At 46.5% G+C, this 15,390-nt stretch carries 19 protein-coding genes; 11 read left to right on the top strand and 8 right to left on the bottom strand.

Annotation, left to right across the window (positions count from 1 at the left end):
• Positions 1-14: 14 nt before the first annotated feature.
• The 7 genes from J6600_RS17275 (at position 15) to J6600_RS17245 (ending at position 5,303) form a co-directional block, all read left to right on the top strand.
• Positions 15-1,145 carry a response regulator aspartate phosphatase gene (locus tag J6600_RS17275; RefSeq protein WP_017418744.1) on the top strand — a complete coding sequence of 377 codons (1,131 nt, stop codon included), beginning with the start codon at positions 15-17 and terminating at the stop codon, positions 1,143-1,145.
• 121 nt (positions 1,146-1,266) lie between these two features.
• Positions 1,267-1,746 carry a hypothetical protein gene (locus J6600_RS17270; RefSeq protein ID WP_007407583.1) on the top strand — a complete coding sequence of 160 codons (480 nt, stop codon included), beginning with the start codon at positions 1,267-1,269 and terminating at the stop codon, positions 1,744-1,746.
• Between the two features lie 74 nt (positions 1,747-1,820).
• Positions 1,821-2,009, top strand: a complete 189-nt coding sequence (locus tag J6600_RS17265) for a CsbD family protein (RefSeq protein WP_012118653.1) — start codon at positions 1,821-1,823, stop codon at positions 2,007-2,009.
• Between the two features lie 353 nt (positions 2,010-2,362).
• Positions 2,363-2,680 (top strand): urease subunit gamma, encoded by a 318-nt coding sequence (ureA, locus tag J6600_RS17260; protein ID WP_003151198.1) that lies wholly within the window; start codon positions 2,363-2,365, stop codon positions 2,678-2,680.
• Complete coding sequence (gene ureB / locus J6600_RS17255; protein ID WP_003151199.1) at positions 2,677-3,051, top strand: urease subunit beta; 375 nt, start codon at positions 2,677-2,679, stop codon at positions 3,049-3,051. The genes ureA and ureB overlap by 4 nt, the downstream gene beginning before the upstream one ends.
• Positions 3,048-4,757, top strand: a complete 1,710-nt coding sequence (gene ureC, locus J6600_RS17250) for an urease subunit alpha (RefSeq protein WP_209387674.1) — start codon at positions 3,048-3,050, stop codon at positions 4,755-4,757. Before ureB ends, ureC begins: the two co-directional genes overlap by 4 nt.
• A 141-nt stretch (positions 4,758-4,898) precedes the next feature.
• Entirely contained in the window at positions 4,899-5,303 is a 405-nt protein-coding gene (locus J6600_RS17245) for an Rrf2 family transcriptional regulator (RefSeq protein ID WP_014419089.1), read from the top strand.
• Between the two features lie 329 nt (positions 5,304-5,632).
• Here the strand turns inward: J6600_RS17245 and xynA are convergent, their stop codons facing one another.
• The 3 genes from xynA to cls all read right to left on the bottom strand — a co-directional run bounded on the left by xynA (position 5,633) and on the right by cls (position 8,688).
• Positions 5,633-6,274, bottom strand: coding sequence for an endo-1,4-beta-xylanase XynA (xynA, locus tag J6600_RS17240; RefSeq protein ID WP_007407578.1), 642 nt, complete (start codon positions 6,272-6,274; stop codon positions 5,633-5,635).
• A gap of 443 nt (positions 6,275-6,717) precedes the next feature.
• Positions 6,718-7,104, bottom strand: a complete 387-nt coding sequence (locus J6600_RS17235; protein ID WP_007407576.1) for a DUF5362 family protein — start codon at positions 7,102-7,104, stop codon at positions 6,718-6,720.
• Positions 7,105-7,239: 135 nt separating this feature from the next.
• Positions 7,240-8,688 (bottom strand): cardiolipin synthase, encoded by a 1,449-nt coding sequence (gene cls, locus J6600_RS17230; RefSeq protein ID WP_209387673.1) that lies wholly within the window; start codon positions 8,686-8,688, stop codon positions 7,240-7,242.
• Positions 8,689-8,908: 220 nt separating this feature from the next.
• Between cls and J6600_RS17225 the strand changes: the two genes are divergently transcribed.
• The gene (locus J6600_RS17225; protein WP_061861616.1) at positions 8,909-9,346 is read left to right on the top strand and encodes a DUF5392 family protein; all 438 of its coding nucleotides are present in this window, start codon (positions 8,909-8,911) and stop codon (positions 9,344-9,346) included.
• A 31-nt stretch (positions 9,347-9,377) separates the two neighbouring features.
• Here J6600_RS17225 and J6600_RS17220 read toward each other — a convergent pair whose 3' ends face one another.
• A complete protein-coding gene (locus J6600_RS17220; RefSeq protein ID WP_007407573.1) occupies positions 9,378-9,827 on the bottom strand; it encodes a DUF5362 family protein in 450 nt (149 codons plus the stop codon).
• Complete coding sequence (locus J6600_RS17215; RefSeq protein WP_087920810.1) at positions 9,824-10,315, bottom strand: GNAT family N-acetyltransferase; 492 nt, start codon at positions 10,313-10,315, stop codon at positions 9,824-9,826. The genes J6600_RS17220 and J6600_RS17215 overlap by 4 nt, the downstream gene beginning before the upstream one ends.
• A gap of 138 nt (positions 10,316-10,453) precedes the next feature.
• Between J6600_RS17215 and spoIIQ the strand changes: the two genes are divergently transcribed.
• Both spoIIQ and J6600_RS17205 read left to right on the top strand, forming a co-directional pair.
• On the top strand, positions 10,454-11,323 hold the full coding sequence (gene spoIIQ / locus J6600_RS17210) for a stage II sporulation protein SpoIIQ (protein WP_014419084.1): 870 nt from the start codon (positions 10,454-10,456) through the stop codon (positions 11,321-11,323).
• Between the two features lie 91 nt (positions 11,324-11,414).
• Positions 11,415-11,837, top strand: a complete 423-nt coding sequence (locus tag J6600_RS17205; RefSeq protein ID WP_014419083.1) for a VanZ family protein — start codon at positions 11,415-11,417, stop codon at positions 11,835-11,837.
• A gap of 17 nt (positions 11,838-11,854) precedes the next feature.
• On the opposite strand, the gene J6600_RS17200 is transcribed toward J6600_RS17205, so the two are convergent.
• Positions 11,855-12,430, bottom strand: a complete 576-nt coding sequence (locus J6600_RS17200) for an undecaprenyl-diphosphatase (RefSeq protein WP_012118646.1) — start codon at positions 12,428-12,430, stop codon at positions 11,855-11,857.
• Between the two features lie 164 nt (positions 12,431-12,594).
• Between J6600_RS17200 and ftsW the strand changes: the two genes are divergently transcribed.
• Entirely contained in the window at positions 12,595-13,749 is a 1,155-nt protein-coding gene (gene ftsW, locus J6600_RS17195; protein WP_209387672.1) for a putative lipid II flippase FtsW, read from the top strand.
• Positions 13,750-13,801: 52 nt separating this feature from the next.
• Here the strand turns inward: ftsW and J6600_RS17190 are convergent, their stop codons facing one another.
• Both J6600_RS17190 and J6600_RS17185 read right to left on the bottom strand, forming a co-directional pair.
• Positions 13,802-14,152 (bottom strand): P-II family nitrogen regulator, encoded by a 351-nt coding sequence (locus J6600_RS17190; RefSeq protein WP_014419080.1) that lies wholly within the window; start codon positions 14,150-14,152, stop codon positions 13,802-13,804.
• Between the two features lie 17 nt (positions 14,153-14,169).
• Positions 14,170-15,381 (bottom strand): ammonium transporter, encoded by a 1,212-nt coding sequence (locus tag J6600_RS17185; protein ID WP_003151223.1) that lies wholly within the window; start codon positions 15,379-15,381, stop codon positions 14,170-14,172.
• Between the last annotated feature and the right edge of the window lie 9 nt (positions 15,382-15,390).

Below are 15,390 nucleotides of genomic sequence, written 5' to 3'. Positions count from 1 at the left end.
GTTGTGAAAGGGGCATGACCGCATACGAGATTCCGTCATCTCAAGTTGGAGTTAAGATCAACAAATGGTACAAGCACATTTTAGCGTTTCAAGCGGCTGATGCCATAAAGCTGAAAGAGGAAATTGATGAGGATATACAACGTATGGAGGAAGACCAGCTGCTGCTGTTATATTATCAGCTGATCAGCTACCGCCATCATATTATGCTTGATTACGTCAAGCCGGAATGCACCGAACAATCACAGATTCAGTACAGCGAGCTGCAAAAGACGATCGAAAGCACGGACAGCATATCGGGACTGTCTGAGTATTATTTCCATTTGTTCAGAGGGATGTATGAATTCGATCACAATAACTATGTTGCGGCTATTTCTTTTTACCGGAAAGCGGAAAAACTCCTTTCATTTGTCGAGGATGATATAGAGAGGGCGGAATTCCATTTCAAGATGTCTGAAGTGTTTTATGTCATGAAGCAGACTCATTTTTCCATGAATCACGGGATTCAGGCGCTGGATACGTATATGAAACACGATTTCTACAGAGTGCGGAGAATTCAATGCCATTTCGTCATCTCAGGAAACTACATCGACTGCAAAAACTACGACAAAGCGCTTGAGCATTTAGACGAAGCCCTCCGCCTTTCTTTGCTTGAAGGACAGCCCCGCCTGATCGGGTCTTCGCTTTACAATCTGGGGAATTGTTATTCTGAAAAGCGCGATCTGGATGAAGCGGCCCGGTACTTTAGAAAAGCGGTTCCCGTTTTTGAAGAGCATCAGCTTGAACAGCTTCCGAAGGCGCTGTTCAGCTTAACGCACACCCTTTTCAGGCTGCATGATGACCAAGCGGCCCTTACCTATTATGAAAGAGGGGTCATGATCGCGAAAGAACGGGGCGACCGATTCAGTTTAGAGAAGTATAAGTTTTTACAAGCGCTTTATTTGGAGTCACTCAATATGGATTTAATCCATGAAGTGTTTGACTATATGAATGAAAAATCGCTGTATGTGTATATTGAAGATTTCGCCTTGGAGGCCGCCATTTACACAAGCGGACATGGGCAATATAAAGAAGCGGCGTATTTTTATGAAAAAGCGATTCGCATGAGAGAAAACATTCAAAAAGAACAGTGTTTATACGATATATAATTTTCTTAACCATCTGATCAGCAGATGGTTATTTTTTTATGCACATCATAACGTTTGACCATAGAAAAAAACGGAAAAATCGCAAAAGAGAGAAAAAAGTGCGAGGGGAAGGAGGGATTTGTTGTTCGGATTCAATGATATGATAAAGTTTTTCGTATCATTTCTCATCATTCTGCCGATGGTGTCTGTCATCCATGTGTCGGGACACAGCTTTATGGCCATGCTGTTCGGAGGCAAGGCATCATTGGATATCGGAATGGGGAAACGTCTTTTAAAAGTAGGGCCGATTCAGGTTCGGCGTATCTACTTCATAGATTCTTTCTGCAAGTTCGGCGAATTGCGGATAGATAACCGCCTGACGAGCGCGCTCGTCTATTCCGGAGGCTGTCTGTTTAATCTCGCTTCTATCTTTTTAATAAATCTGCTGATCATAAAAGATGTCCTTGAGCCAAACTTATTTTTTTACCAATTTGTCTATTTTTCAACTTATTATGTTTTCTTTGCCCTTCTGCCGGTGCAATACGGGGATAATAAGCTGTCAGACGGATTGGCTGTTTACAAAGTGCTCCGCTACGGGGAACGCTGTGAAATCAATAATTGAGAGTTTACATGTTTGTGTTCAGGCTGAAAGGGAAGAAAACAAGTACACAGAACAAAAAAGGAGCTGAAGAGATCATGAGTCAAGATAACGGTTTAAAAGACAAAGTAAAAGGCGGCATGAACAAAATGAAAGGGGAAGCAAAAGACAAAGCAGGAGACATGGCAAACAAGTCCGACTTAAAAGCGGAAGGTAAAAAAGACAAAGCGAAAGGCAGCCTGCAAAAGGGTGTCGGTAAAACGAAAGATAAACTCAGTGATGATTAATTTGATAGTGAAACACAGCAAAAGCCCAAAATATTTTGGGCTTTTTGTTATGAGAAATGACAAAAATTCCAGTTCATTTGGTTAATATTCACTAAATTTTTAAATATTCTATAAATTCACCGGTAATTTCTTTATAATATTCACATAGAATGTAACCTTTCTTCACATTTAATTAAACGTTTGTTGAAGAAAAAAATCAGAAATCGGTAATTTCTGCAAAAGGAATCGGGCCGTTCACCGTCGAATAACTTTTATCACTTAACATTTCATGAGGTGAAGGGGGTGACGGCCGCCTGCATCGTTTCGGTATGACCATGCGGATTGTGTTTGACTATCACTAAGGGGGAATACAGATGAAACTGACACCGGTTGAACAAGAAAAATTGCTTATTTTTACGGCGGGAGAGCTCGCTAAGCAGCGGAAGGCGCGCGGCGTTCTGCTGAATTATCCCGAAGCCGCCGCATATTTGACCTGTTATCTGATGGAAGGCGCGAGAGACGGAAAAAGCGTTGCTGAGCTGATGGAATCCGGCCGCAATGTATTGACGGAAAAAGACGTTATGGAAGGCGTTGCGGAAATGCTGGACAGCATTCAGGTGGAAGCGACGTTCCCGGACGGGGTTAAGCTTGTCACCGTTCATCAGCCGATCAAAGCGGAGGTGAAGTCATGAAGCCGGGAGCGATTCAAGTCGCAAAGGGGACCATCACCATTAACGAAGGCCGGAAGACGCTGGAGGTGTCAGTCACCAATAACGGAACGCGGTCAGTGCAGGTAGGATCGCATTTTCATTTTGCCGAAGCCAACGGCGCCCTTTCCTTCAATCGGGACAAAGCAATCGGCATGCGCCTTGATATCCCGTCAGGCACATCTGTCCGTTTTGAACCGGGAGAAGAGAAAACCGTCACGCTCGTGGAAATCGGAGGGCGAAAAACGGTCAGAGGTCTCAACGGCATGGCCGATACGTATATGGATGAGCGGGGAAAAGAGAAGACTCTGTCAAATCTAAAAAAAGCCGGATGGATGGAGGAGGCGATCCGATGAAAATGTCACGTGAGCAATACGCTGAACTGTTCGGACCGACAACGGGAGACAAAGTCAGACTCGGAGATACGGATTTATGGATTGAAGTCGAAAAAGATTTCACGAATTACGGTGAAGAAATGATTTTCGGCGGAGGGAAAACAATCCGGGACGGCATGGGGCAGAACGGGCGTATCACCGGGAAAGACGGAGCGCTTGATCTGGTTATTACAAACGCCGTCATCCTGGATTATACCGGGATCGTCAAGGCGGATATCGGGGTGAAGGACGGCCGGATTGTCGGCGTCGGGAAAAGCGGCAACCCGGATATCATGGATGGGGTGGACCCGCACATGATTATCGGTGCCGGAACAGAAGTCATTTCCGGCGAAGGGAAAATCGTAACGGCCGGCGGGGTGGATACGCATATCCACTTTATCTGCCCGCAGCAGATGGAAGTCGCGCTTTCTTCAGGCGTGACCACGCTTCTCGGCGGCGGAACGGGTCCTGCGACGGGAAGTAAAGCGACGACTTGTACATCCGGTGCATGGTACATGTCGAGAATGCTGGAAGCGGCCGAGGAGTTTCCGATCAACGTCGGTTTCTTAGGAAAAGGGAATGCATCCGATAAAGCGCCGCTGATCGAGCAGGTGGAAGCAGGCGCGATCGGCCTGAAGCTGCATGAAGATTGGGGATCAACGCCAAGCGCCATTAAAGCTTGCATGGAAGCGGCGGATGAGGAGGACATTCAGGTGGCGATCCATACAGACACGATAAATGAAGCGGGCTTTTTAGAAAATACGCTTGATGCGATCGGCGACCGGGTTATCCATACATATCACATAGAGGGAGCCGGCGGAGGCCACGCACCGGATATTATGAAACTCGCATCTTACGCCAATATCCTGCCGTCCTCTACGACGCCGACGATTCCGTATACCGTCAACACGATGGACGAACATCTTGATATGATGATGGTCTGCCATCATTTAGATTCAAAAGTGCCTGAAGACGTGGCATTCAGTCATTCACGCATCAGAGCGGCCACCATTGCGGCGGAGGATATTCTGCACGATATCGGCGCGATCAGCATGACGTCATCTGACTCGCAGGCGATGGGCAGGGTGGGAGAAGTGATTATCCGGACATGGCAGGTGGCCGATAAAATGAAAAAACAGCGCGGCGCTCTATCAGGAGAAAACGGCAATGACAATGTGCGCGCCAAACGCTATATCGCTAAATACACGATCAACCCGGCCGTCACTCACGGCCTGAGCCATGAAGTCGGTTCCGTTGAAAAAGGAAAGCTCGCCGACCTCGTACTATGGGACCCGGTTTTCTTCGGCGTCAAACCTGAACTTGTGCTCAAAGGCGGCATGATCGCCCGCGCTCAAATGGGAGATCCGAATGCTTCCATTCCGACGCCTGAGCCCGTGTTTATGCGGCAGATGTACGCATCATACGGTAAAGCAAACCGAAATACCTCTATTACATTTATGTCCCAGGCCGGTATCGCAAACAGTGTGCCGGAAAAGCTCGGCCTTGAAAAAATGATTTCTCCCGTACGGAATATCCGTAAGCTGAGTAAGCTCGACATGAAGCTGAATGACGCGATGCCGAATATACAAGTCGATCCGAAAACCTATCAGGTGTTCGCCGACGGAGAAGAGCTGGCGTGCCAGCCCGTCAGCTATGTTCCGCTCGGACAGCGTTATTTCTTATTTTAATCCCTCTCCGGCCGGTTTCCCGCCGGCCTGTTTACACCTCTATTGCCAACTTGATTTCATCCTGCCGCCCGTTTTAGTGTATATTAGTAGTTGACAAACAAATGAAATGTAACTATTGCGGTTACAACGGTGGTGAAAAACATGATTAACAGCCGTCTTGCTGTGGCCATTCACATTCTATCGCTGATCTCAACGGATGAACGGGCGTCATCGGACATGATTGCGGGCAGCGTAAACACCAATCCCGTCGTCGTGCGGAGAACGATCAGCCAGCTGAAAAAAGCGGGTATTCTGACATCCCGGGCGGGTGTTCCGGGAGCCAGCCTGAAAAAAGATCCGTCGGAGATCACCCTCTTAGAGGTTTACAGGGCTGTGCAGAATAAGGAAGAGCTTTTTGCGGTTCACGACAATCCGAACCCCGACTGTCCGGTCGGCAAAAATATGCAGCGCGCGCTCGATGAGACGTTCGGAAGCGTACAGCGGGCAATGGAGAATGAACTTGCGAGCAAGTCCCTTTATGATGTAATGAATCATCTCTTTTGTTAAAAAGAGATGGTTCATCCCGCTATTGGTGTAACAAAAATGGTTACAAGAGGTAATGAGGAAATCACGGTATTGGCTCCATATTCAGACAAGCCTGGATGCGGGATTGCGATCTGTTTAATGAAAAAATCCTCCGAAACTAAAGGAGGCGGTTACCGGGATATTTTTATTTTGCTTAAGGCTTATGTGAAGGTGTCAGCTGTGAGCAAGTTAAACAAAAAATGATATCCTGCCTCCAGCAATGCTAAAACCGTTCGCCTCTTAATAATCATTTAAAATTTCTCAAGGAACGATCAGCAGCCCGTTAGCTGCCCCTAATTAAAGATGAGCTGTTACCACACTGTTACATTAGAACTTCCGCTGCTTTTATATCCTTCTGTCGCTAAGACTTGGTAAGCCCAATTACTGCCCAGGTTCATTCCATGACTCTTCCATGCGTTAACATGATTGCTGAAAGTGATTGCAGCGTTGCTTCCGGTCGGTCTCTTCGACTGGCGAACACTCCAGTACTGCGTAAACGTAGTGTTATCGCCATCAATGGAAGGTGCGTTATAACGTGTCGTTGTATATATGTCATATGTACCTCCATCACTCTTTACAGTACCTTTATACGTTCCGGTAGGTCTGTAAGTACCCCATGAATCCACTACATAATATTCGATGAGAGGTGCTCTCGTCCAGCCATATAAAGTCAAATATCCATTGCCATTCGGCGCCCAGACTCCGGCATTATAGTTTATTGTTCTAAATGGCGAGCCTGTAGTCCAGCCTTTACCAACAACGAAATTTCCGGTATTAGACCAATTAACACTGTAATTCCCGCCAGATCCATTGACTGCGTTGACTGTTCCGCCCCCATCAGTCCAATTTTGCCAGTAATCTGTGCCGGCTGCAGAGGCGGTTGCCGAAAACATGCTGATACTCATGAAAGCTGCCGTTAATCCAACTAAGAATTTCTTTTTAAACTTAAACATATGTTACCTCCTATACTATTTTTTCTGACTTTGACATGAGGCAGCACTCGTAAATATTTAACGAACGCCAACGCTTTTGATCGTTCCTTTCAATATAATAGCATGAATACATGAGTGAATATTAAGAACAATTGTAATTTAATTACAAAGACCCAAAAAAATGTATTATAAGTGGTCTTGTTCCGCCATGGCTTTTATCCTTATTTTGCAGAATCACAATTCTTGCTTCTAAACCTGATCAGGAACAGTCGAACAATTGAGTGATTTCAGTTGAAACTCTGAGGAAAAGTTTTATTTGAAAAAACTTTTTTGAGCTGAAGCCGGAATGTCCGAAAAAATATCTGCAGACAGCGTTATTGGAAAATCCAAAGCAGAAAAACTTTACCGTTACCGAAGAAGCGGAATAAGAAAAATCCCGGGCGGATGCGCCGGGATTTTCCTTTTTAATATGTATTGGCATCAATATTATTAAACACGCCATCCACGATGCCGAGCGTCATGAGGACAATGAAGAGAACGATACCGAGAACGGACAAGCCGACCGTCACAATCAGGTAGATCCCCTGCATTTTCACGAACTTTGCATAATTCTCCAGCATATGTTCCTCTGTCAGTTCATTGAACTGCTCCGCCATCTGTCCCGCTTCATTTGCCGAGCGCATCAGAAAAATGCCGGCAATGATCTGCAAAACGCCGGGAATGGCTCCGATTAAAAAGAAAAACGCGCCCGACAGCGCCGCAAACGCACCCACGATAATAAATAAAATACCTGTCGCTTTTCCCCATTTCGAAATAGAAATAAGCGAACGATTCACTGATTCAGGTTTCAAACTATGGCACTCCTTTACAAAAAAATACTCACTTTTCATTTATACACTATTCGGTCATTCTTTTGAATATAAAATGTGTTTTTTCGTGCCGTGTCCGTTTTTGTATCAGAAAATTCCCGAGAAACACCCCGGGAATTACAAAATCGGCGAAAGAAGTCTTGAAATCGATTCTTTAATGCGGATCCGCAGCGAACGCTCCTGATATTCTTCATACGTATATTTTCTGGAGACGAGCAGATCTTCTTTAAATGAAGAAATGAGTTTTTTCGCGATGGTGACGTCATAAATAAAGGCGTTGACTTCAAAATTAAGTCTGAAGCTTCTGACGTCGATATTCGCCGTACCGACGGAAGCCGTCTCATCATCGACGACAATCGTTTTTGCATGAATAAAGCCGTTATCGTAAATGTAGACTGAGGCTCCGGCTTTCAAAAGATCGCCGATGTAAGATAAAGTCGCCCAGTAAACGAAAGCGTGATCCGGCTTGTTCGGAATCATGATTTTGACGTCGATGCCTGACAGACAGGCGATCCTGAGGGCATCTAAAAGACTTGAGTCAGGAATAAAGTAAGGCGTCTGAATCAGGATCGACCGTTTGGCCGTTGAGATCATCTTGATATAGCCGTTTTTAATTTGTTCCCATTCTGAATCCGGTCCGCTCGTGACAATTTGCATCCCGACATTGCCCTTCGGCTCGCATTCCGGAAAATGATTCGGAACGTATGTAAGCGTATGACGATGGGAGGCTTGGTTCCAATCGAGGATAAACCGTGTCTGAATGGCGTGTACCGCCGTGCCTTGAAGCCTGAGGTGCGTATCGCGCCAGTAGCCGAATTTCGGATTCAGGCCGAGATATTCATCTCCGACGTTAAAGCCGCCGACATAGCCGGTTTCGCCGTCAATGATGACGAGCTTGCGGTGATTCCGATAATTGAGCCGCAAATTAATCGGACGAAGCCTGGAAGGAAAAAAGACTTCCACATGGCCGCCGGCGTCCCGCAGCGGTTTGAAGAATTTTTTTCTGAGTGATCTTGAACCGAGTTCATCATATAACACTCTGACTTTTACGCCTTCGCGTGCTTTTTTCACTAAGGCATCGCGCAATTTTTTTCCCAGTTCATCACCTTTATAAATATAGTATTGAAGGTGAATGTGATCTTTTGCGTTGGAAATGTCCTTCATTAAGCGTTTGAACTTATCGCGCCCGTCCGTCAAAATCTCCACCGAATTATCCTCTGTAAAGACTGCGTGGTTGTTCATGACAAGCATATAGATGAGGTCTTTATTATCCACAGTCGCTCTGTTGTTAAATTGGAATTGCCTCGACTTCAGATCTTTCAGCTGAGACTTCAGCAGCTTTTCAATCCCGATTTTTTTACGGTCCTCCCATTGAAACAGATGCTTGCGTCTCAGGTTATGGCCGAATAACAGGTATAAAATAAACCCTAAAATGGGAATAAAAAAAAGAACCAAGAGCCAAGCCCATGAAGCGCTGGCATCGCGTCTTTCTTTGAAAATCATGATGACGGCCAAAAGTATATTTAAAACGAAAAAAAATCCGAATAAAATAAATGAAATGCTCACTTTGCAACCCCGCTATATCATATTTATCAAGACTGTGCCCATTAGTATTCCGACAAGTGCAGCAATCTGATTCCCATTTCAAATTATAACATTGACATTTTGAAAGAATAAAGAGCCGGAATCAAAGATGAATGCAGTTTTCTTTCAAAGAAAGTTCCGGGTGCGGTAAAATATGCATATATGAAAAAGAAGACAAAAATGACAGCAAAGGGGAGAGGGCATGAAGCTGGAGCATGCGGAACAATTGCCGGGATTCATAAAAAAAGAAATTCAGAAAATACAAATCGCCATTGCGCCGCTGATGAAAAAAAGCATCATTTACCGTTTTCTTGCTTTCCCGCTCGCCGCTTTTAGTCTGTTTCATCTGGCATCGCTTTTGATTCAGGCCCCTTCCGGGAGAGGAGCTCTCGTGTCGGCCGGCATTTTTGCCCTCCTTGCAGCCTTGGGTCTTGCGTTGTTTAAGGAAGCCGGCTATCAGCGGAAACAGGTGCAAAAAACGATCCGCCTTTATATGCTGAACAGAATCAGAAAAAGCGATATTCTATCCGAGGAACGGAAAAACGCCTATACCCGGCTGATTGCCGAGGAGCCGTCTGCGATGAAGAGCTTTATTGAATTTTTAACGGAAGAAGACCGGAAAAAAGAAATGCTTTATTAAAAAAGAGCTGACGCGCGATCAGCTCTTTTTGTCATTCAAACACAGGGTCGTTCTCATAGTAATATGAATCAGGCGTGTCATACGTATCAGTGCTGTGATAAGCGATAATTCCGATGACAGCGAAGATGACGACTAAAATAAAAGCGAGAATGCCCAATACCACACTGGAAGCCGCGTAAAAAAACTGCATTTTGATAAATGACGCGTAATGTGCAAGCATATTTTCTTCCGCGTTTTCTTCTAGTCCTTCCTGAAGGGCGGCCGCCGCTTTTGCCGAGCGCATCAGCATGACGCCGGAAATGATGAGCAGAACCCCCGGAATGGCTCCGAGCAGCGTCACAATGGCTGACAGAGCGGAAAGAGAGCCCGTGATGATCAGAAACACGGCGGTGATCTTTCCCCATTTGGCGATGTCGGCAAGGGAACGGGCTTTTTTATTGAGCGGCTGGTTTTCGTCTTTGTCTTTATCGATGGTGATCATGACAGTTCTCTCCCTAAAATGTTCAAGTCATATCGTTTTCCGTCCATTTCGGCGATACCCGGGAATACGCCCCATTCGGTAAAACCGAATTTTTCAAACAGCTTAATGCTCGGCACATTATGTCCGAAGATAAAAGCCATCAGGCTGCGGATGCCGATTGCCGGAGCGAGTGCCAGGGCTTCTTTCAGCAGAAAGCTTCCTGCTCCTTTGCCGCGGCAATCCTGATGCAGATAGATGCTGATCTCCGCCGTTTTGTCATAGGCCGGACGGCCGTAAAACGTTTCAAAGCTGATCCAGGCCGCCACTTTGCCGGTCTCATCTTCCGCGACCATCAGCGGGCGCCGGTCCGTGTGCCGCAAAAACCAATCCATCCGGTCTGCGGGCGTCACTTCTTCCGTATCAGCCGTTACCATCCGTGAGGCAATCGTCGAGTTGTATATGGCCACCACCGCATCTAAATCCTCCAATACGGCTTTGCGCAGGGTCAAATTCATATTCCGGGATCTCCCTTCACATTTCATTACATAAATAAGTGCAATCTGCACATACTATTTCCAAAAAAGTTTTTTATGGATGTGTATATATTTTCAGAAAAGTGTTCAGAATGTTGCTGAGGTGATGAACAAATGAGAGAGGAAGAAAAGAAAACTTCTCAAGTCAAAAAACTTCAGCGGTTTTTTCGCAAACGCTGGATATTCCCTGCAATCTACTTAGTCAGTGCGGCCGTCATTTTAACAGCTGTCCTTTGGTATCAATCCGTTTCGAATGATGTGAAGGACAATCTGACGAACAACGGCGGAAACTCCGCGTATGACAGCGGCAAAGACGATGCCGTCGAAGTAGGCAAGTCAATGGAAAACGTCGCAATGCCGGCTGCTCATTCTGAAAATGTTTCTGTTGTGAAAAAGTTTTATGAAACTGATGCCGCAAAAAAAGAGAAAGAAGCAGCACTTGTTAACTATAATAACACGTACAGCCTCAGTAAAGGAATTGACTTAGCTGAGAAAGACGGAAAATCATTTGATGTTTCTGCTTCTCTGAGCGGTACGGTTGTTAAAGCTGCTAAAGACCCGGTACTGGGATATGTGGTTGAAATTGAACACTCAGACGGCCTGTCTACTGTCTATCAGTCTTTATCTGAAGTCAGCGTCGATCAGGGCGACAAAGTAAAGCAGAACCAGGTCATCGGTAAATCCGGAAAAAACCTTTACAGTGAAGAAAGCGGAAATCACGTGCACTTTGAAATTCGCAAGGACGGCGTAGCGATGAACCCGCTCAATTTTATGGACAAGCCGGTAACATCTATTGAAAAAGCGGCGGCTGAAGAGAAAAACGCTTTGACAGAAGAAACGGAAGGGTCAATTCAGCAGTCTTCCGAGAAAAAAGATGTGACGCCTAAAAAAGAAACCGAAGAAAAACCGGGTGACAAAGAGGACGGCACAAAAGACAAGACAGATGGTAAAGATGACGGCTCAATGAAAGATTCGGGCAAGTAATCTTGATCCCAAAGCGCCTATCAGCTCTGATAGGCGCTTTTCATATTGCCGCATGTGCCTTTATACTAGTAGAAAACGAAGGAGATGCTGAATGAATAAATGTCTGGCGGCCGGGTGGCTCGTCTTTGTTTTCGTTTCTGCTTTGACTGAAAGCTTTCACGATATGGTTGTGTCGCAGACGGTGTCCTTCCGTTTCACGCCCCATCCGGATGTGTCCGGTTTCTTTGTGTTCGATATGGCGGAGCTCGCAATACCGGAAGCGGCGATTCAAAAGCTCGGGCACGCGTTTTCATTTTTTGTGCTCGCCTATTTGTTTTTCAGAGAGAGCAGGCGCATGAAGAGGGCGGTGCTGTATGCATTGGCCGCCGCTTTCCTGACAGAAATCGTCCAGCTCTTTTTCGGCAGAAACGGATGCCTCCGCGATGTGCTGATTGACAGTCTCGGCATTGCCGCATTCTGTGCTTTACAAAGGAAAAAGCATACAGCCAAACATACAAAAACCGGCAGTCTGTGACAGACGCCGGCTTTTTTTTATATATTATGGTTTGTCGATTTGCTTTTATGAACGATACTTTCATAGATTCGCACGATCAGATCGACAATCGGACGAAGCACATTTGAAAATCTGAACAGCAGGAATCCGACAATGAGGGAAACGATAATGCTTCCGAGCACATCGATCGGATAATGGTGGCCGACCCAAATTCTTGAGAAGCCGGTCAAAAGGCCGAAAATCACAAGCGGCCAGCCGAGTTTTTTGTTGCGGAACAGAATCGCAATTGAAATCGCCAAAGCGCCTGTCGTATGGTCACTCGGAAATGAAGCATCCGCGGCATGAGGGATCAGCGTATGAACCGTATGCTCGACAAAGGGGCGCGGCTCGATATAGACCTTCGTGATGAGGTAGTTGACGATAAGCGCCGCAACACCCGTGAAGCCCGCGTACAGGGCGTTTTGTCTGCCTTTTGTGCTTCCGAACAGCCACATGGCAAGCAGGAAAAGGGCGTAGGCGTAAATGGCGTATTCCGTAATAAATACCATGATAGAGTCGAGAATGGCACTATGGTGCGACAAACCATTGATCGCTTTAAATAGTTCGTAATTCACAAATATCACCTTTTATCTTTATTTTATATGAACAGTGTAATGCTTTTTTCTATGAGACACAATTGGTATTAAAAATAATCATAAAAAAGTAAACAGAATGAAACGTGACTGTATTACTGTGCGTCAAGTATGCGGGAAAAGAATAGCCGAAGGAGTTTTGTCCGTTGCTGAAACGTTTGAAAAACGCCGATCTGCCGCTTGTGTTTGTCATTATGCTGCTTTGCGGATTCGGCTTGTTAATGGTGTACAGCGCCAGTGATGTGATGGGGTCTCAGCGGTACGGAGATCCATCCTATTTCTTCCATAAACAAAGTACCTCTTTACTGATCGGATTATGCTTATTTCTATTTGCCGCCTGTCTGCCGTATAAGCGGTATGCGCGGCTTGTACCGCTGTTTGTGGTCGGTTCGCTGGTATTGCTGCTGCTCGTATTGATACCGGGAATCGGGCTGGAGCGGAATTTTTCCCGCAGGTGGCTGGGAGCGGGCCCGCTTGTTGTACAGCCGTCTGAATTGGCGAAGATCGCCATGATTTTGTATTTCGCTTCGATTTATACGAAAAAGCAGCCGTACATTCATCAATTTGTGAAAGGGGTTCTGCCGCCTTTAGTGATTTTGGGGACCGCTTTTCTGCTGACATTGGCGGAGCCTGATTTAGGGACGGCTTCCTTAATCCTGGCGGCGTGCGGGTCGATTTTATTATGTGCCGGCTTGAAAAAGCGCCATCTGTTCGTGCTCGGCGCGACGGCGGTGTCCGGGATTGTTTATCTCGCATTTTCCGCTTCCTATCGTGTGAAGCGCCTCGTTTCCTTTACCAATCCGTTTGGTGACGCGAACGGGGACGGCTATCAGCTGATTCAATCCTATTTTGCTATTTCCGGAGGCGGGTTTTTCGGAAGAGGGCTTGGAAACAGTGTTGAAAAAATGAACTATCTGCCTGAGGCGCATACCGATTTCATTATGGCCGTAATCAGCGAAGAGCTGGGGATATTCGGTGTTCTGATCGTTTTGGGATTATATTTTGCGTTAATGCTTCTCGGCGTAAAAACGGCCGTGCGTGCTGATGACCCGTTCGGGAAGCTTCTTGCCATCGGAATTACGTTTCAATTAATGTTTCAGGTTGTATTGAATTTGGGAGCGATGAGCGGACTCCTCCCGGTTACGGGTGTGCCGCTTCCGTTTATCAGCTACGGCGGTTCTTCATTGATTATGACGCTGTTTTTGTGCGGCATACTGGTCAATATCAGTACATATGCGAAAAAACAACCCGTACGGCATAAGCGGCCTGTCCCGCATGAAAAAAAGGTTTCTTCTTTTTAATGAAGCCAGAAAAAACGCCCGGGACATTTCTGTTTCCGGGCGTTCTATCTGTTTATAAAGCTTCTGGTCCTTCTTCTCCGGTGCGGATATTAATCGTGTTTCCGATTTCATAGACGAATATTTTTCCGTCGCCGGGCTCTCCCGTTTTCAGCACTTTTTTCGCTGTTTCCACGACTTGATCAACGGGAACCTTGCTGACAACGATTTCCACTTTCAGCCGTTCATACACATTGCTTTCAATTTTGACTCCGCGGTACAGTTCGGTGTGGGCTTTTTGAAGGCCGCAGCCGTGTACGTTGGAGAAGGTCAGCGATGTGACTCCGATTTTACCGAGTTCCTGTTTCAATGTTTCAAACTTAGCCGGACGCGTAACGATTTCTACCTTGAACATTTGACCGCTCATCTAAGCCACTCCTCACTTTATAAGTCCTGATATGCTTTTTCCCCGTGCATCGTTAAATCAAGCCCGAGTGACTCTTCTTCTTCACTGGCGCGCAGGGGAATGAACAGACCTACAATTTTAATGATAACGAAAGTGACAATAAATACAAATACATAGGTTGCCGCAATGGCCGCAATCTGCTTCCAGAGCAGTCCCGGATCGCCGTAAAACAGCCCGTTTGCCCCGCCGTCATTGACGGAAGTGGTGGCGAATAAACCGGTCGCGATGCCGCCCCATGTCCCGCCGATCCCATGCAGCCCGAAAGCGTCAAGCGCATCATCATAACCGAAAGTCTTTTTGAGCCAATAAACGCCCCAAAAGCAGACAAGCCCGCCGATGAAACCGATTACGATGGAAGAGAACGGCGTAACGAACCCGGCAGCCGGCGTAATGGCGACAAGCCCGGCAATAGCGCCTGATACAGCACCCAGCATGGTCGGTTTTTTGTTCAGCATCCATTCGATTAAAATCCAGCCGATAATTCCGGCTGCAGCCGCGGTGTTTGTGTTAATGAAAGCAAACATCGCGATACTGTCAAGCGTCAGGGCGCTGCCGACATTGAAGCCGAACCATCCGAACCAGATGAGCGCTCCGCCCAAGAACGTGTAAATTAAGTTGTGAGGGGAAGCCGCCGTGCCGTCTTTGCGTTTTCCGAGCACAATCGCCAGCACAAGCCCGGCGACTCCGGAAGAAATGTGGACGACGTTTCCGCCTGCGAAGTCAAGAGCGCCCATTTGGCCGATCCAGCCGCCGCCCCATACCCAGTGCGCAACGGGGGTATATACGAGGGAAGCCCACAAAAAGGAAAATACAAGAAAAGCACTGAATCTCATGCGTTCAGCAAATGCTCCTGAAATAATGGCCGTTGTCAGTACGGCAAACGTCATTTGGAACATCATGAACAAGGAATGCGGGATCGTATCACTGTAACTTCCGGGTTCAAAGCCGACCCCCTTCAGCCCCGCCCATTCAATCCCGCCAAGCCATGTATTCCCGGGGGCAAAAGCGAGTGAATATCCGTACAAAACCCAAACGACGGATACGATGGCGAGAGAAGAAAAACTGTGCATCGCCGTGCTGAGCACGTTTTTGCTTTTTACCATTCCGCCGTAAAACAAAGCCAGCCCGGGGGTCATCAGCCACACGAGTAAAGCGCAAAAGAACATAAATACTGTATCGCCCATCTGCATGTTGTATTC

Origin of the sequence: Bacillus sp. LJBV19 (assembly GCF_017797845.1) — a bacterium.
GTDB lineage: Bacteria > Bacillota > Bacilli > Bacillales > Bacillaceae > Bacillus > Bacillus velezensis.
The sequence above is the reverse complement of the archived record's forward strand: the minus strand, read 5'-3'. Positions and strand labels throughout refer to the sequence as shown.